Origin of the sequence: Pseudomonas sp. LTGT-11-2Z (genome assembly GCF_003691445.1) — a bacterium.
GTDB classification, from domain to species: domain Bacteria; phylum Pseudomonadota; class Gammaproteobacteria; order Pseudomonadales; family Pseudomonadaceae; genus Aquipseudomonas; species Aquipseudomonas monteilii.
The window spans coordinates 4,902,567-4,923,566 of the sequence record NZ_CP033104.1; the positions used below are offsets into that span (position 1 = coordinate 4,902,567).

Below are 21,000 nucleotides of genomic sequence, written 5' to 3' on the forward strand. Positions count from 1 at the left end.
CTTTTGATGAATAATCCAGGCAAAGACAAAACATTATTGCCATGCAGGGATAATCAATGAGCAGCCGCTGGGAAGGTATCGACGAATTCGTCGCCGTGGCCGAATCTGGCCAGTTCACAGCGGCTGCCGAACGCCTGGGGGTTTCCTCGTCGCACATCAGTCGCCAGATCGCCCGGCTGGAGGAGCGACTGCAAACGCGCCTGCTCTACCGCAGTACCCGTCGGGTGACCTTGAGCGAGGCCGGGCAAACCTTTCTGCAGCATTGCCAACGCCTTCAGGATGGCCGCGAGGAAGCCCTGCGCGCCATGGGCGACTTGGCCAGCGAGCCAAAGGGGTTGCTGCGCATGACGTGCGCGGTAGCGTACGGCGAGCGCTTCATCGTGCCGCTCGTGACACGATTCATGGCGCTTTACCCGCAGTTGCGCGTGGAGGTGGAGTTGAGCAACCACACCCTCGACCTGCTGCAAGAAGGCATGGACCTGGCCATCCGCTTGGGGCGGCTGGCCGATTCTCGGTTGGTGGCCGCCCGCCTCGCCCCCCGGCGCATGTACCTGTGTGCCTCGCCGGCTTATCTGGAACGTTACGGTCGACCACACAGCCTGTCAGAGTTGGCGCGGCACAATTGCCTGGTAGGCAGTTCGGACTTGTGGGCGTTGCAGCAGGATGGGCGCGAGATCAGCCAGCGGGTACAAGGGAACTGGCGCTGCAACAGTGGGCAGGCGGTGCTGGATGCGGCGTTGCAAGGGATCGGGTTGTGCCAGTTGCCGGATTACTACGTGCTGGAGCACCTGAATACGGGGGCTCTGGTGTCGTTGCTGGAAGCGCACCAGCCACCGAATACGGCAGTGTGGGCGTTGTATCCGCAACAGCGGCACCTGTCACCGAAGGTGCGACGGTTGGTGGATTACCTGAAAGAAGGGTTGGCGGGGTTGCCGGAATATCGGCAAGGCTGAACGGGTGTGCTGGCTGTACCGGCCTCTTCGCGGGTTTACCCGCGAAGAGGCCGGTACAGGAATATGAAACTCAGCGACGCCCTGCCCAACGCTGGCGCAACCACTCCAAGTCTTCCGGCCGAGTGACCTTGATGTTGTCACTGCGCCCTTCCACCAGCCGCGGCGCCTGGCCGGACCACTCGATGGCCGAGGCTTCATCCGTCACGACCACATCCGACACCAGGCACTCGGCCAACGCCCGGTGCAGTGCCCCAAGGCGGAACATCTGGGGTGTGTAGGCCTGCCAGATGGTACTACGGTCCACGGTAGCACTTACCCGGCCGCTGCCATCGGCACGCTTGAGGGTATCGCGCGCCGGTACCGCCAGCAGGCCACCCACCGGGTCGTCCGCCAGCTCCGACAACAGCTTGTCCAGGTCGCTGCGCGCCAAATTCGGCCGCGCAGCATCATGCACCAGCACCCAGTCGCTGTCCGAGGCGTCTTGCGCATGCAGCAACAGCAAGGCATTGAGCACCGAATCGGCACGCTCGCGCCCACCCGCTGCGCGCTGGATGCGCGGGTCGCTGGCGCAACGCAGGGCCGGCCAGTACGGGTCATCTTCAGCAATGCTGACCACCACGCCTTTGAGCGCCGGGTGGCCAAGAAAACAGTCGAGGCTGTGCTCGAGAATGGTCTGCCCAGCCAGCTCCAGGTATTGCTTGGGTCGGTCGGCAGCCATGCGGGCACCTACGCCCGCAGCAGGAATCACGGCCCAGAAGGCCGGTAAGGTATCGATCATTTCTGTGGCAACTGGAAGAGGGTTTCGCCCTCTTTGACCATTCCCAATTCGTGGCGAGCCCGTTCTTCAACGGTCTCCATGCCTTTTTTCAGCTCCAGCACTTCGGCATCGAGCACACGGTTGCGCTCAAGCAAGCGCTCGTTCTCGGCATGCTGCTCGTCAATCTGCTGCTTCAGTTCGGTCACTTGCGCCAGGCTGCCATTACCCACCCACAGGCGGTACTGCAGGCCACCCAGCAGCAGGAGCAGAACGAGGAACACCCAATAGGGACTGCGCATCACGTTATCCAGGTTAAAAAGGCTGCCGCGTACTTGTTACTTCGGGGCCTCGAATAGCACGAAGCCTGGCCGAGGCCAGGCTTCGTTGACAGAAACCCGTTGGGATGAAGGAAAGATCAGTACGAACGTTCCTACAACTCCGGCTGCTGTCTTTTTACCATCTCTTGCTTAGCCGCGAAACTCGGCACGACCACGGTAAACCGCTTTGGCACCCAGTTGCTCTTCGATGCGCAGCAGCTGGTTGTACTTGGAAACGCGGTCGGAACGGCACAGCGAACCAGTCTTGATCTGGCCAGCAGCGGTACCCACGGCCAGGTCGGCAATGGTCGAGTCTTCGGTTTCACCGGAGCGGTGCGAGATCACTGCGGTGTAGCCGGCAGCCTTGGCCATCTGGATGGCTTCCAGGGTTTCGGTCAGCGAGCCGATCTGGTTGAACTTGATCAGGATCGAGTTACCGATGCCCTTCTCGATGCCTTCCTTCAGGATCTTGGTGTTGGTCACGAACAGGTCGTCGCCAACCAGCTGTACCTTTTCACCGATCTTGTCGGTGAGGATCTTCCAGCCAGCCCAGTCGGACTCGTCCAGGCCGTCTTCGATCGAGATGATCGGGAAGCGCTCGGTCAGGCCTTTCAGGTATTCGGCGAAGCCTTCAGCGTCGAACGACTTGCCTTCGCCGGACAGGTTGTACTTGCCGTCTTCGTAGAATTCGGAAGCCGCGCAGTCCAGGGCCAGGGTCACGTCGGTGCCCAGCTTGTAACCCGCTTTTTCGACCGCTTCGGCGATGGCGCCCAGGGCGTCTTCGTTGGAAGCCAGGTTAGGAGCGAAGCCACCTTCGTCACCCACGGCGGTGTTCAGGCCACGGGCCTTCAGCACGGCTTTGAGGTGGTGGAAGATTTCGGTGCCCATGCGCAGGCCGTCGGAGAAGGTCTTGGCGCCTACCGGCTGAACCATGAACTCCTGGATGTCAACGTTGTTGTCGGCGTGCTCGCCACCGTTGATGATGTTCATCATCGGAACCGGCATCGAGTACTGGCCCGGGGTGCCGTTCAGGTTGGCGATGTGTGCGTACAGCGGCAGGTCCTGGTCCTGGGCAGCAGCCTTGGCGGCCGCCAGGGAAACAGCCAGGATGGCGTTGGCGCCCAGCTTGGCCTTGTTCTCGGTACCGTCCAGTTCGATCATGGCGCGGTCCAGGGCTTTCTGGTCTGCCGGGTCCTTGCCCAGCAGCAGGTCACGGATCGGGCCATTGATGTTGGCGACGGCCTTCAGCACGCCCTTGCCCAGGTAACGGCTCTTGTCGCCATCACGCAGCTCCAGCGCTTCGCGCGAGCCGGTGGAAGCACCGGACGGCGCGCAAGCGCTGCCGATGATGCCGTTGTCGAGCAGTACATCGGCTTCCACGGTGGGGTTGCCACGCGAATCGAGAACTTCACGACCTTTGATGTCGACGATTTTTGCCATTGTTGTAAGCACTCCAGAATTGACGAAAACAACTTAGCTTAAGAAATTCTTGCCGTTCACCAGGCGGATTTGCAGTGGGCAGGCCGGGTGAAGGGAGCCCCTGACCGATTGGTCAGGGGTGGATCGGGCGGTACTTTACCCGAGAAATGAGCTTTACGCGGTTTCTACCGTCGGAAAACTTTTCACCAGGTCGTCCAGTTGCTTGAGCTGGGCCAGGAATGGCTCCAGTTTGTCCAGGCGCAGGGCGCATGGACCATCGCATTTGGCGTTGTCCGGGTCCGGGTGGGCTTCGAGGAACAGGCCCGCCAGGCCCTGGCTCATGCCCGCCTTGGCCAGGTCGGTAACCTGGGCGCGGCGGCCACCAGCGGAGTCGGCGCGGCCACCCGGCATCTGCAGGGCGTGGGTCACGTCGAAGAACACCGGGTACTCGAACTGCTTCATGATGCCGAAGCCGAGCATGTCCACCACCAGGTTGTTGTAGCCGAAGCTCGACCCACGCTCGCAGAGGATCAACTGGTCGTTACCCGCCTCTTCGCACTTGGCCAGGATGTGTTTCATTTCCTGGGGTGCGAGGAACTGGGCCTTCTTGATGTTGATCACCGCGCCAGTCTTGGCCATGGCCACCACCAGGTCGGTCTGCCGCGACAGGAAGGCCGGCAGCTGGATGATGTCGCATACCTTGGCAACCGGCTCGGCCTGGTAAGGCTCGTGCACGTCGGTGATCACCGGCACATTGAAGGTGCGCTTGATCTCTTCGAAGATCTTCAGCCCGTCTTCCATGCCCGGGCCACGGTACGACGTCACCGACGAACGGTTGGCCTTGTCGAAGCTGGCCTTGAACACGTAGGGGATACCGAGCTTCTCGGTAACCCGCACGTACTCCTCGCAGACCTTCATTGCCAGGTCACGGGACTCCAGGACGTTCATGCCGCCGAACAGGACGAACGGCTTGTCGTTGGCGATCTCGATGTTACCGACGCGGATGATCTTCTGGGTCATTGATCAGGCCTTGTTCTTCTGAGCCAGGGCTGCCTTGACGAAACCACTGAACAGCGGGTGGCCGTCACGCGGGGTGGAGGTGAACTCCGGGTGGAACTGGCAGGCGACGAACCATGGATGGTCCTTGGACTCGACCACTTCCACCAGCGCGCCGTCTTCGGAACGGCCAGAAACCACCAGGCCAGCGTCGACCAGTTGCGGCAGCAGGTTGTTGTTCACTTCGTAGCGGTGGCGGTGACGCTCGGTGATCACGTCCTTGCCGTAGCAGTCGTGTACCTTGGAACCGGCAGCCAGCTGGCAGTCCTGTGCGCCGAGGCGCATGGTGCCGCCCAGGTCGGAAGCCTCGTTGCGGGTTTCGACGGCACCGGTGGCATCGGCCCACTCGGTGATCAGGCCGACCACAGGGTGGCCGCTGTTGCGGTCGAACTCGGTGGAGTTGGCGTCTTTCCAGCCCATGACGTTACGGGCGAATTCGATCACGGCCACCTGCATCCCCAGGCAGATACCCAGGTACGGCACTTTGTTTTCACGGGCGTATTGCACCGCAGTGATCTTGCCTTCCACGCCGCGCAGGCCGAAACCGCCCGGCACCAGAATGGCATCGGCGCCTTCGAGCAGGCTGGTGCCCTGGTTCTCGATGTCTTCCGAATCGATGTAGCGCAGGTTGACCTTGGTACGGTTGGTGATGCCGGCGTGGCTCATCGCTTCGATCAGCGACTTATACGCGTCCAGCAGCTCCATGTACTTGCCGACCATGGCGATGGTCACTTCTTGCTCAGGGTTGAGCTTGGCATCGACCACCTTGTCCCACTCGGACAGGTCGGCGCCGCTGCACTGCAGGCCGAAACGCTCGACGACGAAGTCGTCCAGGCCCTGTGCGTGCAGTACGCCCGGGATCTTGTAGATGGTGTCGACGTCTTCCAGCGAAATCACCGCACGCTCTTCAACGTTGGTGAACAGCGCGATCTTGCGACGCGACGAGGCATCGACCGGGTGGTCGGAGCGGCAGATCAGCACGTCAGGCTGCAGGCCGATGGAGCGCAGCTCCTTGACCGAGTGCTGGGTCGGCTTGGTCTTGGTTTCGCCCGCGGTGGCGATGTACGGGACCAGGGTGAGGTGCATCAGCATGGCGCGCTTGGAGCCCACTTCGACGCGCAGCTGGCGGATGGCCTCGAGGAACGGCTGCGACTCGATGTCACCCACGGTACCGCCGATTTCCACCAGGGCCACGTCGGCATCGCCGGCACCCTTGATGATGCGACGCTTGATCTCGTCGGTGATGTGCGGGATGACCTGGATGGTCGCGCCCAGGTAATCACCACGACGCTCTTTACGCAGCACGTGCTCGTAGATGCGGCCGGTGGTGAAGTTGTTGTTCTGGGTCATGGTGGTGCGGATGAACCGCTCGTAGTGGCCCAGGTCGAGGTCGGTCTCGGCGCCATCGTGGGTGACGAACACTTCACCGTGCTGGAACGGGCTCATGGTGCCCGGATCGACGTTGATGTACGGATCCAGCTTGAGCATGGTGACCTTCAGGCCCCGCGCTTCCAGGATGGCCGCCAGGGAAGCCGAGGCAATGCCTTTCCCCAATGAAGAAACAACACCGCCCGTGACGAATATGTAGCGCGTCATGAAAAACCCTAGAAGTCTGCGTTAAGGCGGCCAGCGCCGCCGGAGAAAGCGAAGGAAGGCCGAAGCCCCCGATCACCTGCGTCAATCACAGTGCATCTCGAAAAACTGCCGCGTCTGTACAGACCAGGGGTATCCCCGGCATGGAGCTCGCTCGTCATTTCCAGAATCAGCCCAGCAAAAAACTGCTTGGTAATCGGCAACTCCTGTGTTTTCGCGGAACCCACAGAAGCTGTATCAAGAAGGGAGGGTAGTCTACCCGAATGTACCCTTCAGCTCAAACCTTGCGCGTTCGTCGGTAACTGCCAGTGCAGCTGGCAATCCGCCTGCACCAACCCCGGCAGGTTGGCCACCGCCAGCAAACACTCGCCCTGATACAGCAGCGGCAGGCGTGGGCGCAGGAAATGCGGCACCTGCAACTCGTTGAGCAGGCGCTTGAGGTCGCGCCGCCCACGGCCGGGGACGTCCAGCATTTCGCCGCCCTGGCGATAGGCGATGCGCAGGTCTGCGAGCGGCTGTGCGACCGCAAGACGCACGCTGCCGTTACCTGGCAGCACCAGCGGCCCGGTGGGGTTCACCCAGGCCAGCTCGCCGACGGGCAGCTGTAGCCAGTCACCACTCAGCCACCAGATGCGCCCATGGCTGCGCAGCAGTTGCCCGTCGGCGAGCCGCCAGACGGGCTGGGCATCCCCGGCAGCCTCACGCAGGTCCGCCCAGCCAGCCCAGTGCCGGGTGTCTGGCAAACGGGTGCGAAGGCTCAGCCAATACTGCAGGGCATTGCGCTGACGGGCGGGCGACAACGCGACCAGGGATGCCAGGTCGAGCGAGTCCAACCCGGCCCAGGCCTTCGGCGCCCCCCTTTCTGCGCACGCAAGGTCACCTTGGGCGAGCTCGTCCAGCAGCCCCAGGGCTTCGCCCAGGTGCTCTGCGGCGCGGGCGAGGTTCTGGGTGGTTTGCGGCCAACGTTGCTGCAAATGCGGGAGCACCTCGCCACGCAGGAAGTTGCGGGCGAAATGTGTGTCGGCGTTTGACGGGTCTTCGATCCAGGCCAGCCCTTTCATTCGGGCATAGGCCTGCAGTTGCTGCCGAGAACACGCCAGCAAAGGCCTGACCAGACTGCCCTGCCCTAGCGCCCGCTGCACCGGCATTGCAGCAAGGCCACGCAGGCCGGCGCCGCGCAACAGACGAAACAGCAGGGTTTCGGCCTGGTCGTCACGGTGCTGGCCGGAGAACAGGATGTCGCCGGGGCTCAGGGCTTGCTTGAACGCGGCATAGCGAGCGTCGCGGGCGGCCTGTTCGAGGCTGGCGCCGGGGGCGACCTGCACGTAGATGACCTGGAGTTCAATGCCCAGCTGATTGCAGATGGCTTGGCAGTGAGCCGGCCAGGCATCGGCGGCGGACTGCAGACCGTGATGGACGTGGATCGCACGCAGCGGGGGTGAGGTGTGATTGCGAGCGTAGTCGGCCAGCAGGTGCAGGAGGACGGTGGAATCGAGGCCGCCTGAAAAGGCGATGTACCAGGCTGAGGCGTTGAGCCAAGGGGTGAGGTTGATCATCGAACCGGCACTCAATTCAAGAATGCATTCGCGGGCAAGCCCGCTCCCACAAGTTGCGCGCTCGGTGCAGAAGAGCGCTGTCCCTGTGGGAGCGGGCTTGCCCGCGAACACCGGCGAAGCCGGTGCCATTCATCTCGCTATCAGAGACCGTAGCTCATCAGGCGCTCGTAACGGCGGGCCAGCAGCGCGTCGTTGTCGAACTTGCTGAGCATGTCCAGCTGCTGCACCAGGTCGGCGCGAATGCTTTCCGACATTTTGGCCGGGTCGCGGTGGGCGCCGCCCAACGGTTCCTGGATCACCTTGTCGACGATGTTCAGGCTCTTCAGGCGCTCGGCAGTGATGCCCATGGCCTCTGCTGCATCAGCCGCCTTGTCGGCAGTCTTCCACAGGATCGAAGCACAACCTTCCGGCGAGATCACCGAGTAGGTGGAATATTGCAGCATGTTCAGCTGGTCACACACACCGATGGCCAGTGCACCGCCAGAACCACCCTCGCCAATCACGGTCGCGATGATTGGGGTTTTCAGGCGAGCCATCACACGCAGGTTCCAGGCGATTGCCTCGCTCTGGTTGCGCTCTTCGGCGTCGATGCCCGGGTAGGCACCCGGAGTGTCGATGAAGGTCAGGATCGGCATCTTGAAGCGCTCGGCCATTTCCATCAGGCGGCAAGCCTTGCGGTAGCCTTCCGGGCGCGGCATGCCGAAGTTGCGGCGCACCTTCTCGCGCACCTCGCGGCCCTTCTGGTGGCCGATGACCATGACAGGCTTGCCGTCCAGGCGTGCGGTACCACCCACAATGGCGGCGTCGTCGGAGAAGTGGCGGTCACCGTGCAGCTCTTCGAACTCGGTGAAGATGTGTTCCAGGTAGTCCAGGGTGTAAGGACGACGCGGATGACGGGCCAGACGGGCGATCTGCCAGCTGGTCAGGTTGCCGAAGATGCTTTCGGTCAGGGTGCTGCTCTTGTCTTGCAGACGGGCAATTTCATCGCTGATGTTCAGCGAGTTGTCGTTGCCTACCAGGCGCAGGCCTTCGATCTTGGCTTGCAGGTCGGCAATCGGCTGTTCGAAATCGAGAAAATTCGGGTTCATAGTCATCCGTCTTGGGTCTACGGCCAGGCGGCCGGCCGGTTGATCCGTTTGGCGCCTTACCTTAAGGGATCAGGCGCATTCAGGTCGAGATTAAATTTTTTTTCGGTTCAACGATATTGCAGGAAGACGTTCTCACGCCCGAACTGGTCACGCAGCGCCTGAATCAGCCCGTCGGCCGGGTCGATTGCCCACTGGTCGCCGAACTGCAGCATGGCCTTGGCATCGCTGCCGGTGTATTCCAGGGTAATCGGGCAGGCACCGCGATGGCGGGTAATCAGCTCGCCCAGCCACTTCAGGCGGTCGCCCTTCAATGCGTCGTGCGCCACCTTAAGCCGCAGGCTTTCGGCCAGCTTGGTGCGCGCATCTTCCATGGTCATCACCTGCTTGACCCGCAGGCGCAGGCCACCGGAGAAGTCGTCGTTGCTGACCTCGCCCTCCACCACCACCATGGCATCGTTCTGCAGCAAGGACTGTGCCGCCATGAACGCATCGGCGAACAACGATGCCTCGATGCGCCCAGAGCGGTCATCCAGCGTGACAAAGCCCATCTTGTCGCCCTTCTTGTTCTTCATCACCCGCAGGGCAATGATCATGCCGGCAATAGTCTGGGTTTCACGCGACGGCTTCAGGTCGACGATGCGCTGGCGAGCAAAGCGGCGGATTTCGGCCTCGTACTCATCAATCGGGTGGCCGGTGAGGTACAGGCCAAGTGTGTCCTTCTCGCCCTTCAGGCGCTCCTTGAGGGTGAGCTCACGCACCTTGCGGTGGTTGGCATAAACATCGACATCCGCCTCGCCGAACATGCTGCCGAACAGGTCGACATGGCCGCTGTCAGCGGTATGGGCTGCCTGCTCGGCAGCTTTGATGGCCTCACCCAACGCGGAGATCAAGGTTGCACGGTTGATGTCGATGTTGGCGTGATAGGCCTTGATCTCGTCATGGAAATGCGGCCCCAGGCGGTCCAGCGCGCCACTTCGGATCAACGCATCGAGGGTACGCTTGTTGACCCGCTTGAGGTCGATACGTTCACAGAAGTCGAACAGGTCCTTGAACGGGCCGCCTTGGGCACGGGCTTCTACAATTGCTTCGACCGGGCCTTCACCCACGCCCTTGATGGCACCCAGGCCATAGACGATGCGGCCGTCGTTGTTGACGGTGAACTTGAAGTCGGAGAAGTTCACATCCGGCGCGTCGAGGCGCAGCTTCATGCTGCGCACCTCCTCGACCAGCACCACAACCTTGTCGGTGTTGTGCATGTCCGCCGACAGTACCGCGGCCATGAACGGCGCCGGGTAGTGGGTTTTCAGCCAGGCGGTCTGGTACGACACCAGGCCATAAGCCGCGGAGTGGGATTTGTTGAACCCGTAACCTGCGAACTTTTCTACCAGGTCAAAGATGTTACCGGCAAGGTCCGCATCGATATTGTTGGCCACACAGCCTTCGATGAAACCACCGCGCTGCTTGGCCATTTCCTCGGGTTTTTTCTTACCCATCGCCCGGCGCAGCATGTCGGCGCCGCCCAGGGTATAGCCTGCCATCACCTGAGCAATCTGCATCACCTGTTCCTGATACAGGATGATGCCGTAGGTCGGTGCCAGTACCGGCTTGAGGCCTTCATACTGGTAGTCGGAGTGCGGGTAAGCCAGCTCGGCGCGGCCGTGCTTGCGGTTGATGAAGTCGTCCACCATGCCCGATTGCAGCGGGCCTGGACGGAACAGTGCCACCAGTGCAATCAGGTCTTCCAGGCAGTCGGGCTTGAGCTTCTTGATCAGCTCCTTCATGCCGCGCGATTCGAGCTGGAACACCGCCGTGGTCTCGGCCTTTTGCAGCAGCTCGTACGTCTTGCGGTCGTCCAGCGGGATGAAGTCGATGTTGAGATCCGGCAGGTTCTTCTTGGCCTGCTCGCGGTTGATGATCTCCATCGCCCACTTGATGATGGTGAGCGTACGCAGGCCGAGGAAGTCGAACTTCACCAGGCCCGCAGCCTCGACATCATCCTTGTCGAACTGGGTTACCAGGCCACCGCCTTCTTCATCACAGGCAATCGGCGAAAAATCGGTGAGCTTGGTCGGCGCGATAACCACACCACCGGCGTGCTTGCCGGTACCCCGGGTCACACCTTCCAGCTTCAGGGCCATGTCCCAGATTTCGCGGGCGTCTTCGTCGCCTTTGAGGAAGTCGCGCAGGATCTCTTCCTGCTCGTAGGCCTTCTCCAGGGTCATCCCCACTTCGAACGGGATCATCTTCGACAGGCGGTCGGCCAGGCCGTAGGACTTGCCCTGCACCCGCGCCACGTCACGCACCACCGCCTTGGCGGCCATGGTACCGAAGGTGATGATCTGGCTCACCGCGTTGCGACCGTAAGCCTCGGCCACGTAGTCGATCACCCGGTCACGGCCGTCCATGCAGAAGTCGACGTCGAAGTCGGGCATGGAAATACGTTCAGGGTTGAGGAAGCGCTCGAACAGCAGGTCGTAGGCCAGCGGGTCGAGGTCAGTGATCTTGAGTACGTAGGCCACCAGCGAGCCAGCACCCGAACCACGGCCCGGGCCTACCGGCACGTCGTTGTTCTTGGCCCACTTGATGAAGTCCATAACGATCAGGAAGTAACCGGGGAAGCCCATCTGGATGATGATGTCCAGCTCGAACTTCAGGCGGTCCAGGTACACTTGGCGCTTTTCTTCGTAATTGGGCGTGGTCTCTTTCGGCCACAGCACCGCCAGGCGCTCTTCCAGGCCTTCGTGGGCCACATGCCGCAAGTAATCGTCGATACCCATGCCATTGGGCGTGGGGAAATCGGGCAGGAAGTACTTGCCCAGCTGTACCTGAATATTGCAGCGCTTGGCGATTTCGACCGTGTTGGCGATGGCATCAGGCAGGTCGCTGAACAGCTCGGCCATTTCCTCGGCCGACTTCAGGTACTGCTGATCGCTATAGCCACGCGGACGGCGCGGGTCGTCGAGGGTCCAGCCTTCGCCAATGCACACACGGGTTTCGTGGGCGTCGAAGTCGGCTTGCTTGAGGAAGCGCACGTCGTTGGTAGCCACCAGCGGGGCGCCGAGCTTGTCTGCGAGCGCTACGGCAGCGTGCACGTACTCTTCGTCACGGGCGCGGTTGGTGCGCTGCACTTCAACGTAGAAGCGATCGGGGAACATGGCCATCCAGTCTTGCAGCAGGGCCTGGGCTTCATCGTCCCGGCCGGCCAGCAAGGCCATGCCGATGTCGCCTTCCTTGCCCGCAGACAGGGCAATCAGGCCTTCACTGGCAGGGGCGATCCATTCGCGCTGCAGGATGACCAGGCCATTGCGCTGGCCGTCGGTCCAGCCACGCGAGATCAACTCGGTGAGGTTGCGGTAGCCCTTGGGGTCCATGGCCAGGAAGCAGATGCGCGACGGCGGCGCTTCCGGGTCGGCACCGGCCAGCCACAGGTCGGCGCCGCAGATCGGCTTGATGCCGGCGCCCATGGCGGTCTTGTAGAACTTCACCAGCGAGCACATGTTGCTCTGGTCGGTGATCGCCACCGCCGGCATGTTCATCCCCGCCAGCGCCTTGGCCAGCGGTTTGACCCGCACCAGGCCGTCGACCAGCGAGAATTCGGAGTGGACGCGCAGGTGAACGAAGGGAACCGACATGGAAGATCCTGTAGCAGTGCTGAACGACAAGGGCGGGATTGTAGCTTAATTGGGGATGGGATTTGGGGCTGCGTCGCAGCCCTTCGCGGGCTTGCCCGCGAAGGGCCGCAAAGCGGCCCCAGAGGTCAGATCAGGGAATCGGTAACGCCTTCGCGTGCTTCCCAGGCCGCCCGCACAGGGGCAAAGGAACGCCGATGAATGGGCGTAGGCCCCAACCGTGCCAGGGCCTCAAGGTGCACCGGCGTGGGGTAACCCTTGTGCCCACCCATGCCGTACCCTGGGTAAATCAGCTCGAAGGCACTCATCTCCCGGTCTCGGGTCACCTTGGCCAGGATCGAAGCCGCCGCGATAGCCGGCACCTGGCTATCGCCCTTGACCACTGGCGAAGCCGGTACGGCCAGCTTCGGGCAGCGGTTGCCATCGATCAGGGCCAGCTTCGGTGTAATGTGCAGGCCTTCCACGGCGCGCTGCATCGCCAGCATGGTGGCCTGCAGGATGTTCAGGCGGTCGATTTCCTCGACTTCGGCACGGGCGATACAGAAGCTCAGCGCTTTTTCCCGGATTTCGTCGAACAACGCCTCGCGCTTGGCTTCAGTGAGCTTCTTCGAATCGTTCAGGCCAAGGATCGGGCGCGCAGGGTCGAGGATCACCGCCGCCGTTACCACCGCGCCACACAGTGGACCACGGCCCACTTCGTCAACGCCGGCGACCAGGTCCTCGACCAGGTTGAAGTCCAGTCCAATTTGCATGTCAGCGGTCCTTGAGCAGGGCCAGTACCGCCTCGGCCGCCTGATTGGAGGCGTCACGGCGCAGGATGCGGTGAATTTCGTCGAAACGTTCTATCTGCCGGCTGCCATCACGCACCAGCGGCGCAAGGGTATTGGCCAGGGCTTCGCTGGTCGCAGCGTCTTGCAGCAGCTCGGGCACCAGTTCGCGCTGGGCAAGCAGGTTAGGCAAGGAAACGTAGGGGCTTTTCACCAGGCGCTTGAGAATCCAGTAGGTCAAGGGCGCAAGGCGATAGGCCACCACCATAGGCCGCTTGTACAGCAACGCTTCCAGGGTGGCGGTACCGGAGGCGATCAGTACCGCGTCACAGGCCGCCAGTGCCTGATGCGACTGGCCATCAAGCAGCGTCAGCGGCAGTTGCCGCCCTTCGAGCATCTGCTCAACCTGGGCACGCCGCGCGGCATTTGCGCAGGGCAGCACGAAGCGCACGCCCGGCACCTGTTGGCACAAGCGCTCTGCGGCATCAAGGAACAATGCCCCCAGTCGCCCAACTTCCCCACCCCGGCTACCCGGCATCAGTGCCACTACCGGCCCCTCGCCCAAGCCCAGCGCAGCGCGCGCGGCCGGGCGGTCGGCTTCAAGCGGTATGGTATCGGCCAACGGGTGGCCGACAAAACGCACCGGCACGCCCTGTTCTTCATAGAACCGCGCCTCGAACGGCAACAGCGTCAGCATCAGGTCGCAGCCTTCGCGAATCTTCAGCACGCGCTTCTGCCGCCACGCCCAGACCGACGGGCTGACGTAATGCACGGTCTTGATCCCGGCCTGACGCAGTTTCAGCTCGATATTGAGGGTGAAGTCAGGGGCGTCGATGCCGATGAATACATCCGGCTTTTCGTCGATCAGCGTCTGGATCAGCAACTTGCGGCGCTTGAGCAACTCGCGCAGGCGCCCCAGTACCTCGACCAGGCCCATGACAGCCAGGCGCTCCATGGGGAAGTACGATTGCAGGCCTTCGGCTTCCATCAACGGGCCGCCAACGCCAATGAAACGCACATCCGGGTGGCGCGCCTTCAGGGCACGCATCAGGCCGGAACCCAGAATGTCGCCGCTGGCCTCACCTGCGACCAAGGCTACGCAAAGCGGGGCCATGTCAGCGGGTGATGCCGCGGGCGGAGTTCACGATCGACTGGCGGAACAGTTCGACCTCAGGGTGTTGCGCGGCCATTTCCGCCAACTCCTTGAGCGCGTCTTCGACGGTCAGGCCCTGGCGGTAGACAATCTTGTAGCAACGGCGCAGCACATGGATCACCTCGTCGCTGAAACCGCGACGGCGCATGCCCTCGAAGTTCATGCTGCGGGCTTCGGCCGGGCTGCCAAACACGGTAACAAAGGCCGGAACGTCCTTGCCAATCGCCGTCCCCATGCCGGAAAACGCGTGGGCACCGATATGGCAGTACTGGTGCACCAGGGTGTAGCCGGACAGGATCGCCCAGTCACCCACATGCACATGGCCGGCCAAGGCCGTGTTGTTGACCAGGATGCAGTGATTGCCAATGACGCTGTCGTGGCCAATGTGGGCATAGGCCATGATCAGGTTGTGGTCACCCACGGTGGTTTCAGCACGGTCCTGAACGGTACCACGGTGAATGGTCACCCCTTCACGGATCACATTATGGTCACCAATTACCAGGCGCGTCGGTTCACCCTTGTACTTGAGGTCCGGGGTGTCTTCACCGATCGAGGAAAACTGAAAGATACGGTTGTGCTTGCCGATGCGGGTCGGGCCTTTGAGCACAACATGCGGGCCGATAACGGTGCCCTCCCCGATTTCCACATCGGGGCCAACGATCGACCAAGGGCCGACCTCGACGCCATCGGCCAGTTTGGCCGACGGGTCGATAATGGCCCGAGGATCAATCGAATTCATAGGGAGCGTTCCGCGCAGGTGATCTCTGCCGAGCAAACCGGCTTGCCGTCGACCAGGGCACGGCACTCGAATTTCCAGATCATGCTCTTGCGGCTGAGGAACTTGGCTTCCAGCACCAACTGGTCACCCGGCAGTACCGGCTGGCGGAAACGCAGCTTGTCGGAGCCGACGAAGTAGTACAGGGTGCCGTCGGCCGGCTTGGCATCGAGCATCTTGAAGCCAAGGATGCCGGCCGCCTGGGCCATGGCTTCGATGATCAGGACACCCGGCATGATCGGGTGCGCCGGGAAGTGGCCATTGAAAAACGGCTCGTTGATGCTGACATTCTTGTAGGCACGAATGCTCTGGGCCTCGAAGTCCAGATCCGTCACTCGGTCCACCAAGAGGAACGGGTAACGGTGAGGCAGGTATTCGCGAATCTCGTTGATGTCCATCATTTCGGGGGGGAAGCCTGTAATAAGAATAGGGAGCGCAGGTGCTGACCACACGCTCCTTTTGCAATCCAAAGAGGAGCCAGCTAGCGACTGTTCACTCTTGCTCAGGGAATGGTATCAGCCTTCTGATGTCGGCTGGCCACCTGAGGTCACGGTATCGACGCGTTTTTCCAGCTGCTGAAGACGCTTGGCCATGTCATCGAGCTGACGGATACGCGCAGCGCTTTTGCGCCAGTCAGCCAAAGGCTGCATGGCTGTGCCGGATGAATAGGAACCGGGTTCAGTGATCGAACGGGTTACCATTGTCATCCCGGAAACAAATACGTTATCGCAAATATCAATGTGCCCTACCAGGCCTACGCCGCCGGCCAGCATGCAATGCTTGCCGATGCGCGTACTGCCGGAAATGCCCACGCAAGCCGCCATGGCCGTGTGGTCACCGATCTGCACGTTGTGGGCGATCTGGATCTGGTTGTCGAGCTTTACCCCGTCACCGATCCGCGTGTCGGACAGCGCACCACGGTCGACAGCGGTATTGACGCCGATTTCCACGTCATCACCAATGGTGACGCCGCCGATCTGGGCAATCTTGCGCCAGATGCCTTTCTCATTGGCAAAGCCGAAGCCTTCGCCGCCGATCACGGCACCCGACTGGATGACCACTCGCTTGCCGATGGTGACGTCGTGATACAACGTCACCCGCGGCGCCAGCCAGCCGCCTTCACCTACAACGCAACGCGCACCGATGAAGCAATGTGCGCCGATGCTGACATCAGCCCCGATACGCGCACCGCTTTCGATAACCGCGAACGCCCCGATGCTGGCACTGGCGTCCACCTGTGCGTCCTCAGCCACCACGGCGCTGGGATGGATTCCCGCCACAGCCTTGGGTTTGGGGTCGAACAAGTGGGAAATACGCGCATACGCCTGGTACGGGTCGGCCACGATCAGGGCATTGCCGGCGAAATTTTCGGCATCCGCAGCCTTGAGCAATACCGCACCCGCCTGGCAGTTATCCAGGTACTTGCGGTACTGCGGGTTGGCGAGGAAGCTCAATTGACCGGGGCCAGCCTCCTGCAAGGTGGCCAGACCGGTAATCTGCAGCGCCTCGGGGCCCTTGAGGGTGGCACCGAGGGCCTCGGCCAGCTGGCCTAGCGTCATGGTCACACTCATATCAACGGGCTTGGTTCATGCGCTCGATGACTTGGCGGGTGATGTCGTACTGAGGCTTGACATCGATGACCGCACCACGCTCGAGGACCAGGTCGTAGCCGCCCTTCTTGATCACTTCCTCGACAGCACCATCCAGCTTCGGTTTCAGTTGCTTGAGCATGTCGCGGTCAGCAACGGCTTTGGCTTCGTTCAGCTCCTTGGACTGGAACTGGAAGTCACGGGCCTTTTGCTTGAACTCGAGCTCCAGGCGCTCACGCTCCTGCTGCTGCATCTTGTCGCCGCCCTTGATCAGGCGGTCCTGGATGCCCTTGGCGCTGCTTTCCAGGCTTTTCAGCTTGGTCAGTTGCGGGCCGAACTTCTTCTCGGCATCAACTGCGTACTTCTTGGCAGCATCCGATTCCAGCAGGGCCATCTGATAGTTCAGCACAGCAACCTTCATTTCGGCGAATGCCGGGGTGGCGACCAGCGCCGCGGCCACTACGGCCAGTTGAGCCAATTTACGCACGATGCACTCCTGGATAAACCGTTGTCATTAAGCAAGGGCCGACCTTAGAAGGTCTGGCCCAGAGAGAATTGGAACACCTGGGTATCGGCATCGTCCGGCTTCTTCACCGGCATTGCCAAGCTGAAGCTCAGCGGGCCCAGTGCGGTAATCCAGGTCACACCAAGACCAACCGAGCTGGCCATGCCCGAGAAACCGACTTTCTCGCAATCAGGCTTGTTGCCGCAATTGGTATCGAACACGTTACCGACGTCCCAGAACACGGAAGTGCGCAGCGAACGCTGGTCCTTGACGAACGGCAGCGGGAACAGCAACTCGACACCACCTTGCACCAGCACGTTACCACCGAACGGCAACGGATCCTGATCCGGATCGCGGATGGTACCCGGCTTGCCACCTTCCGCCTCGCCGCGGCTAGGCGTACTGCGTGGGCCAAGGCTGCTGTCCTTGAAGCCACGGACGGAGTTGAAGCCACCCGCGAAGTAGTTCTCATAGAACGGCAGGCCAGAGGTGCTGCCGTAACCGTCACCATAGCCCAGCTCGGTGTGCAGGCGCAGGGTGTAGTCATTGGTGATCGGCTTGAACAGCTGACCACGGTAGTCGAGCTTGAAGAACGACAGGTCACTGCCTGGAATCGTGGATTCCAGGGTAAGGCTTTGCGAGTGACCACGGGTAGCAAGCACACCTTTGTTCAAGGTCGACTCGGACCAGCCGATCGAAGCCTTGAAGTTCAGGAAGTTGTCGCCTTCCTGCTCAAGGAAATCGAAGATCTCGTCAACGGTGTACTTACCGGTCTTGATCTTGTCCTGCTGCACGCTCAGGCCATAGGTCAGGCGCGAGGTTTCGCTGATCGGATAACCCAGGCTCACGCCGGCACCGTAGCTGTCAACCGCATAGCTGGCCACGTCGACATCGAGGTCGTCGTAGTCGGTGCTGCGGTAGAAGGCGTTGTAGCCCAGGCTGACGCCGTCGGCCGTGAAGTAGGGGTCCACGAAGCCGAAGTTGTAGCGGGTCTGGTATTCCGAACGGGTCAGGCCGATCGACACCTTGTTACCGGTACCGAGGAAGTTGCTCTGGCTGATCGAACCACCGAGGATCAGGCCGGCGCTCTGGGCGAAACCTACGCTGGCGGTGATCGAACCGGAGGCCTGCTCTTCGACGCTGTAGTTGACGTCGACCTGGTCGTCGGTGCCTGGCACCGGCGGGGTTTCTACGTTGACTTCCTTGAAGAAGCCCAGGCGTTCCAGACGGGTCTTGGACTGGTCGATCAGGTAGGTCGAGGCCCAGCCGCCTTCCATCTGGCGCATTTCGCGACGCAGCACTTCGTCTTCGGTCTTGGTGTTGCCGCGGTAGTTGATGCGGTTGACGTAGGCACGCTTGCCCGGGTCGACCACGAACATGATGTCGACCGTGTGGTCCTGATCGTTCGGCTGTGGCACGCCGTTGACGTTGGCGAAGGTATAGCCTTCGTTACCCAGGCGGCGGGTGATCAGATCGGATGTGGTGGTCATCACCTTGCGCGAGAACACCTGGCCCGGCTGCACCAGCAGCAGCGACTTGACCTGGTCCTCCGGCACTTTCAGGTCACCGGACAGCTTCACGTCGCGAACGGTGTACTTCTCGCCTTCGTTGATGTTGACGGTGATGTAGACGTGCTTCTTGTCTGGCGTGATGGACACCTGGGTAGAGGCGATGTCCATGTTGATGTAGCCGCGGTCCAGGTAGTAGGAGCGCAGACGCTCCAGGTCGCCGGACAGTTTTTCGCGGGCGTACTTGTCGTCGTTCTTGAAGAACGACAGCCAGTTGGTGGTTTTCAGCTCGAACAGCTGCCCCAGGGTCTCATCGTCGAACACGTTGTTGCCAACGATGTTGATGTGCTGGATGGCAGCGACGGTGCCTTCGTTGATCTTGATCTTCAGCGCGACGCGGTTGCGCGGTTGCGGCACCACTTCGGCATCGACCTCGGCCGAGTAGCGGCCCTGGGCCACGTACTGGCGCTGCAGTTCGTTACGCACGCCTTCGAGGGTGGCACGCTGGAAGATTTCGCCTTCGGCCAGGCCCGATTGCTTCAGGCCCTTCATCAGGTCTTCGGTGCTGATCGCCTTGTTGCCTTCGATCTCGATGCTCGACACCGACGGGCGCTCGACCACGTTGATGATAAGCACATTGCCATCGCGGTTCAGCTGAATGTCCTGGAAGAACCCAGTCTTGAACAGGGAACGGGTCGAGTCTACCAGGCGGCGGTCATCCGCCTGGTCGCCGACGTTCAGCGGCAGGGCACCGAACACACTGCCGGCGGAAACCCGCTGCAGGCCGTTGACGCGAATATCGGAGATGGTGAAGGACTCGGCGTGAACTTCAGCGATCATCAGTGCGGACATGACCGCAGTTAGCAGCAGACGTTTCATGAAGTCCTTTTATTCCAACTGGCAATAAACAACCCGCCGCGACAACACGGCAGGTTCGCAATTGAGCGAAGCTTTATAGTCGACCCAGATCGTTGATCAGGGCGAGCAACATCACCCCTATGACCAAACTGATACCGATCTGGACCCCCCAACCTTGCACCCGATCCGACAGCGGACGACCGCGCGCCCACTCGACCAGGTAAAACAGCAAATGCCCCCCATCCAGTACCGGGATGGGCAGCAGGTTAAGAACCCCCAGGCTTATGCTCAGGTAGGCCAGGAAATTCAGGAAATCCCCCACGCCGGACTGGGCCGAAGCGCCCGCCACTTTAGCAATGGTTATCGGTCCACTCAAGTTTTTTACCGAGAGCTCTCCGAACAGCATTTTCTTCAGCGACTCAAGGGTCAGGACGCTCATGTTCCAGGTGCGCGACAAGCCCTCACCCACCGCGTCCAGCGGGCCGTAGCTGACTTCGCGGAGCATGCTGGCAGGCCATTCGCCACCTTTTACCCCGGCACCCAGATAGCCACCGACTGCTTGGCCCTCGCCTTTGCGGGCCAGGGTCACCGGAACGTCCAGGGCCGCGCCATCACGCTCAACGCGCACGACGACCTTTGCATCCGGGCGCGCACGCACGCTGTCGACAACCTGTTGCCATTCGGTCACGGCCACGCCATCGACTGCCAGCAGTTTGTCACCGGTTTTCAGGCCAGCAGCGGCAGCCGGCCCCTTCGGATCGATCTCGGCCAGTACGGGCACGATCGCCGGGCGCCAAGGGCGCAGACCAAGCGACTGGATCGGGTCCGGCTCGTCGGCGCCCTTGAGCCAGCTGTCCAGTTTGACCTGCAATTGGCGCTCGGCAGTGGCGCCTTCGTCGAGCACGCCAACCTGCAAAGTGCCGCTCTCGCCCAGGCGGCGAACCAGCTGTAGATTGACCGCTGACCAACCGTTGGTCGGCTTGCCGTCAATGGAGACGATTTCCTGACCTGCGGTCAGGCCAGCCGACGCAGCCAGGCTGCCACTGTCGACCGCACCGATCACCGGACGGACCTGCTGGGTACCCAGCATTGCCAGCACCCAGAAGAACAGGATGGCCAGCAGGAAGTTGGCAATCGGGCCTGCCGCGACGATCGCGATACGCTGGCGAACCGACTTGCGGTTGAACGACTGCCCGGCCAGCGCAGGCGGCACATCGCCCTCGCGCTCGTCGAGCATCTTGACGTAGCCACCCAGCGGAATCGCCGCGACCACGAACTCGGTACCGTGGCGGTCATGCCAGCGCAGCAGCGGCGTGCCGAAGCCCACCGAGAAGCGCAGCACCTTGACACCGCAGCGACGCGCCACCCAGAAATGGCCGAATTCGTGGAAGGTGACCAGCACACCCAAGGCCACGAGGGTGCCGATAATCATGTAGAGCGCTGTCATGTCCATCTCCGAATGATGTTCAGCAGGCCG

17 protein-coding genes are annotated in these 21,000 nt (G+C 61.7%); 1 reads left to right on the top strand and 16 read right to left on the bottom strand.

The window, feature by feature from the left end:
• Positions 1 to 56 precede the first annotated feature (56 nt).
• Positions 57 to 953 (top strand): LysR substrate-binding domain-containing protein, encoded by an 897-nt coding sequence (locus D8767_RS23180; protein WP_016712916.1) that lies wholly within the window; start codon positions 57 to 59, stop codon positions 951 to 953.
• Between the two features lie 70 nt (positions 954 to 1,023).
• Here D8767_RS23180 and ispD read toward each other — a convergent pair whose 3' ends face one another.
• The 16 genes from ispD to rseP form a co-directional block, all read right to left on the bottom strand.
• On the bottom strand, positions 1,024 to 1,731 hold the full coding sequence (gene ispD / locus D8767_RS23185; RefSeq protein WP_016712917.1) for a 2-C-methyl-D-erythritol 4-phosphate cytidylyltransferase: 708 nt from the start codon (positions 1,729 to 1,731) through the stop codon (positions 1,024 to 1,026).
• Positions 1,728 to 2,009: a cell division protein FtsB gene (ftsB, locus tag D8767_RS23190; protein WP_016712918.1), complete on the bottom strand. Its 282-nt coding sequence runs from the start codon at positions 2,007 to 2,009 to the stop codon at positions 1,728 to 1,730. The genes ispD and ftsB overlap by 4 nt, the downstream gene beginning before the upstream one ends.
• A 168-nt stretch (positions 2,010 to 2,177) precedes the next feature.
• The gene (eno, locus tag D8767_RS23195; RefSeq protein WP_016712919.1) at positions 2,178 to 3,467 is read right to left on the bottom strand and encodes a phosphopyruvate hydratase; all 1,290 of its coding nucleotides are present in this window, start codon (positions 3,465 to 3,467) and stop codon (positions 2,178 to 2,180) included.
• Positions 3,468 to 3,620: 153 nt separating this feature from the next.
• Positions 3,621 to 4,466, bottom strand: a complete 846-nt coding sequence (kdsA, locus tag D8767_RS23200; protein WP_016712920.1) for a 3-deoxy-8-phosphooctulonate synthase — start codon at positions 4,464 to 4,466, stop codon at positions 3,621 to 3,623.
• 3 nt (positions 4,467 to 4,469) lie between these two features.
• On the bottom strand, positions 4,470 to 6,098 hold the full coding sequence (locus tag D8767_RS23205; RefSeq protein ID WP_016712921.1) for a CTP synthase: 1,629 nt from the start codon (positions 6,096 to 6,098) through the stop codon (positions 4,470 to 4,472).
• 269 nt (positions 6,099 to 6,367) lie between these two features.
• A complete protein-coding gene (gene tilS / locus D8767_RS23210) occupies positions 6,368 to 7,651 on the bottom strand; it encodes a tRNA lysidine(34) synthetase TilS (protein WP_016712922.1) in 1,284 nt (427 codons plus the stop codon).
• 140 nt (positions 7,652 to 7,791) lie between these two features.
• Positions 7,792 to 8,739, bottom strand: coding sequence for an acetyl-CoA carboxylase carboxyltransferase subunit alpha (locus D8767_RS23215; RefSeq protein WP_028698702.1), 948 nt, complete (start codon positions 8,737 to 8,739; stop codon positions 7,792 to 7,794).
• Between the two features lie 107 nt (positions 8,740 to 8,846).
• The gene (gene dnaE / locus D8767_RS23220; RefSeq protein ID WP_016712924.1) at positions 8,847 to 12,371 is read right to left on the bottom strand and encodes a DNA polymerase III subunit alpha; all 3,525 of its coding nucleotides are present in this window, start codon (positions 12,369 to 12,371) and stop codon (positions 8,847 to 8,849) included.
• Positions 12,372 to 12,496: 125 nt separating this feature from the next.
• Positions 12,497 to 13,120 carry a ribonuclease HII gene (gene rnhB, locus D8767_RS23225; protein WP_016712925.1) on the bottom strand — a complete coding sequence of 208 codons (624 nt, stop codon included), beginning with the start codon at positions 13,118 to 13,120 and terminating at the stop codon, positions 12,497 to 12,499.
• Between the two features lies 1 nt (position 13,121).
• Complete coding sequence (lpxB, locus tag D8767_RS23230; RefSeq protein WP_016712926.1) at positions 13,122 to 14,249, bottom strand: lipid-A-disaccharide synthase; 1,128 nt, start codon at positions 14,247 to 14,249, stop codon at positions 13,122 to 13,124.
• Between the two features lies 1 nt (position 14,250).
• Positions 14,251 to 15,027 carry an acyl-ACP--UDP-N-acetylglucosamine O-acyltransferase gene (lpxA, locus tag D8767_RS23235; protein ID WP_016712927.1) on the bottom strand — a complete coding sequence of 259 codons (777 nt, stop codon included), beginning with the start codon at positions 15,025 to 15,027 and terminating at the stop codon, positions 14,251 to 14,253.
• Positions 15,024 to 15,464, bottom strand: a complete 441-nt coding sequence (fabZ, locus tag D8767_RS23240) for a 3-hydroxyacyl-ACP dehydratase FabZ (RefSeq protein ID WP_003252314.1) — start codon at positions 15,462 to 15,464, stop codon at positions 15,024 to 15,026. The genes lpxA and fabZ overlap by 4 nt, the downstream gene beginning before the upstream one ends.
• A gap of 114 nt (positions 15,465 to 15,578) precedes the next feature.
• Complete coding sequence (lpxD, locus tag D8767_RS23245) at positions 15,579 to 16,634, bottom strand: UDP-3-O-(3-hydroxymyristoyl)glucosamine N-acyltransferase (protein WP_016712928.1); 1,056 nt, start codon at positions 16,632 to 16,634, stop codon at positions 15,579 to 15,581.
• Position 16,635: 1 nt separating this feature from the next.
• The gene (locus tag D8767_RS23250) at positions 16,636 to 17,139 is read right to left on the bottom strand and encodes an OmpH family outer membrane protein (RefSeq protein ID WP_003252311.1); all 504 of its coding nucleotides are present in this window, start codon (positions 17,137 to 17,139) and stop codon (positions 16,636 to 16,638) included.
• 44 nt (positions 17,140 to 17,183) lie between these two features.
• Positions 17,184 to 19,544, bottom strand: coding sequence for an outer membrane protein assembly factor BamA (gene bamA / locus D8767_RS23255; RefSeq protein WP_122048444.1), 2,361 nt, complete (start codon positions 19,542 to 19,544; stop codon positions 17,184 to 17,186).
• Positions 19,545 to 19,617: 73 nt separating this feature from the next.
• Positions 19,618 to 20,970 carry an RIP metalloprotease RseP gene (gene rseP / locus D8767_RS23260; protein WP_016712930.1) on the bottom strand — a complete coding sequence of 451 codons (1,353 nt, stop codon included), beginning with the start codon at positions 20,968 to 20,970 and terminating at the stop codon, positions 19,618 to 19,620.
• Positions 20,971 to 21,000 lie beyond the last annotated feature (30 nt).

Excerpts from the sequence above, each read along its gene's own strand:
- rnhB (WP_016712925.1), bottom strand. The coding sequence starts at position 13,120 with ATGCAAATTGGACTGGACTTCAACCTGGTCGAGGACCTGGTCGCCGGC.
- bamA (WP_122048444.1), bottom strand. The coding sequence starts at position 19,544 with ATGAAACGTCTGCTGCTAACTGCGGTCATGTCCGCACTGATGATCGCT.
- dnaE (WP_016712924.1), bottom strand. The coding sequence starts at position 12,371 with ATGTCGGTTCCCTTCGTTCACCTGCGCGTCCACTCCGAATTCTCGCTG.
- lpxD (WP_016712928.1), bottom strand. The coding sequence starts at position 16,634 with ATGAGTGTGACCATGACGCTAGGCCAGCTGGCCGAGGCCCTCGGTGCC.
- kdsA (WP_016712920.1), bottom strand. The coding sequence starts at position 4,466 with ATGACCCAGAAGATCATCCGCGTCGGTAACATCGAGATCGCCAACGAC.
- ftsB (WP_016712918.1), bottom strand. The coding sequence starts at position 2,009 with ATGCGCAGTCCCTATTGGGTGTTCCTCGTTCTGCTCCTGCTGCTGGGT.
- eno (WP_016712919.1), bottom strand. The coding sequence starts at position 3,467 with ATGGCAAAAATCGTCGACATCAAAGGTCGTGAAGTTCTCGATTCGCGT.
- lpxA (WP_016712927.1), bottom strand. The coding sequence starts at position 15,027 with ATGAATTCGATTGATCCTCGGGCCATTATCGACCCGTCGGCCAAACTG.
- tilS (WP_016712922.1), bottom strand. The coding sequence starts at position 7,651 with ATGATCAACCTCACCCCTTGGCTCAACGCCTCAGCCTGGTACATCGCC.
- D8767_RS23180 (WP_016712916.1), top strand. The coding sequence starts at position 57 with ATGAGCAGCCGCTGGGAAGGTATCGACGAATTCGTCGCCGTGGCCGAA.
- lpxB (WP_016712926.1), bottom strand. The coding sequence starts at position 14,249 with ATGGCCCCGCTTTGCGTAGCCTTGGTCGCAGGTGAGGCCAGCGGCGAC.
- D8767_RS23215 (WP_028698702.1), bottom strand. The coding sequence starts at position 8,739 with ATGAACCCGAATTTTCTCGATTTCGAACAGCCGATTGCCGACCTGCAA.
- fabZ (WP_003252314.1), bottom strand. The coding sequence starts at position 15,464 with ATGATGGACATCAACGAGATTCGCGAATACCTGCCTCACCGTTACCCG.
- ispD (WP_016712917.1), bottom strand. The coding sequence starts at position 1,731 with ATGATCGATACCTTACCGGCCTTCTGGGCCGTGATTCCTGCTGCGGGC.
- rseP (WP_016712930.1), bottom strand. The coding sequence starts at position 20,970 with ATGACAGCGCTCTACATGATTATCGGCACCCTCGTGGCCTTGGGTGTG.
- D8767_RS23205 (WP_016712921.1), bottom strand. The coding sequence starts at position 6,098 with ATGACGCGCTACATATTCGTCACGGGCGGTGTTGTTTCTTCATTGGGG.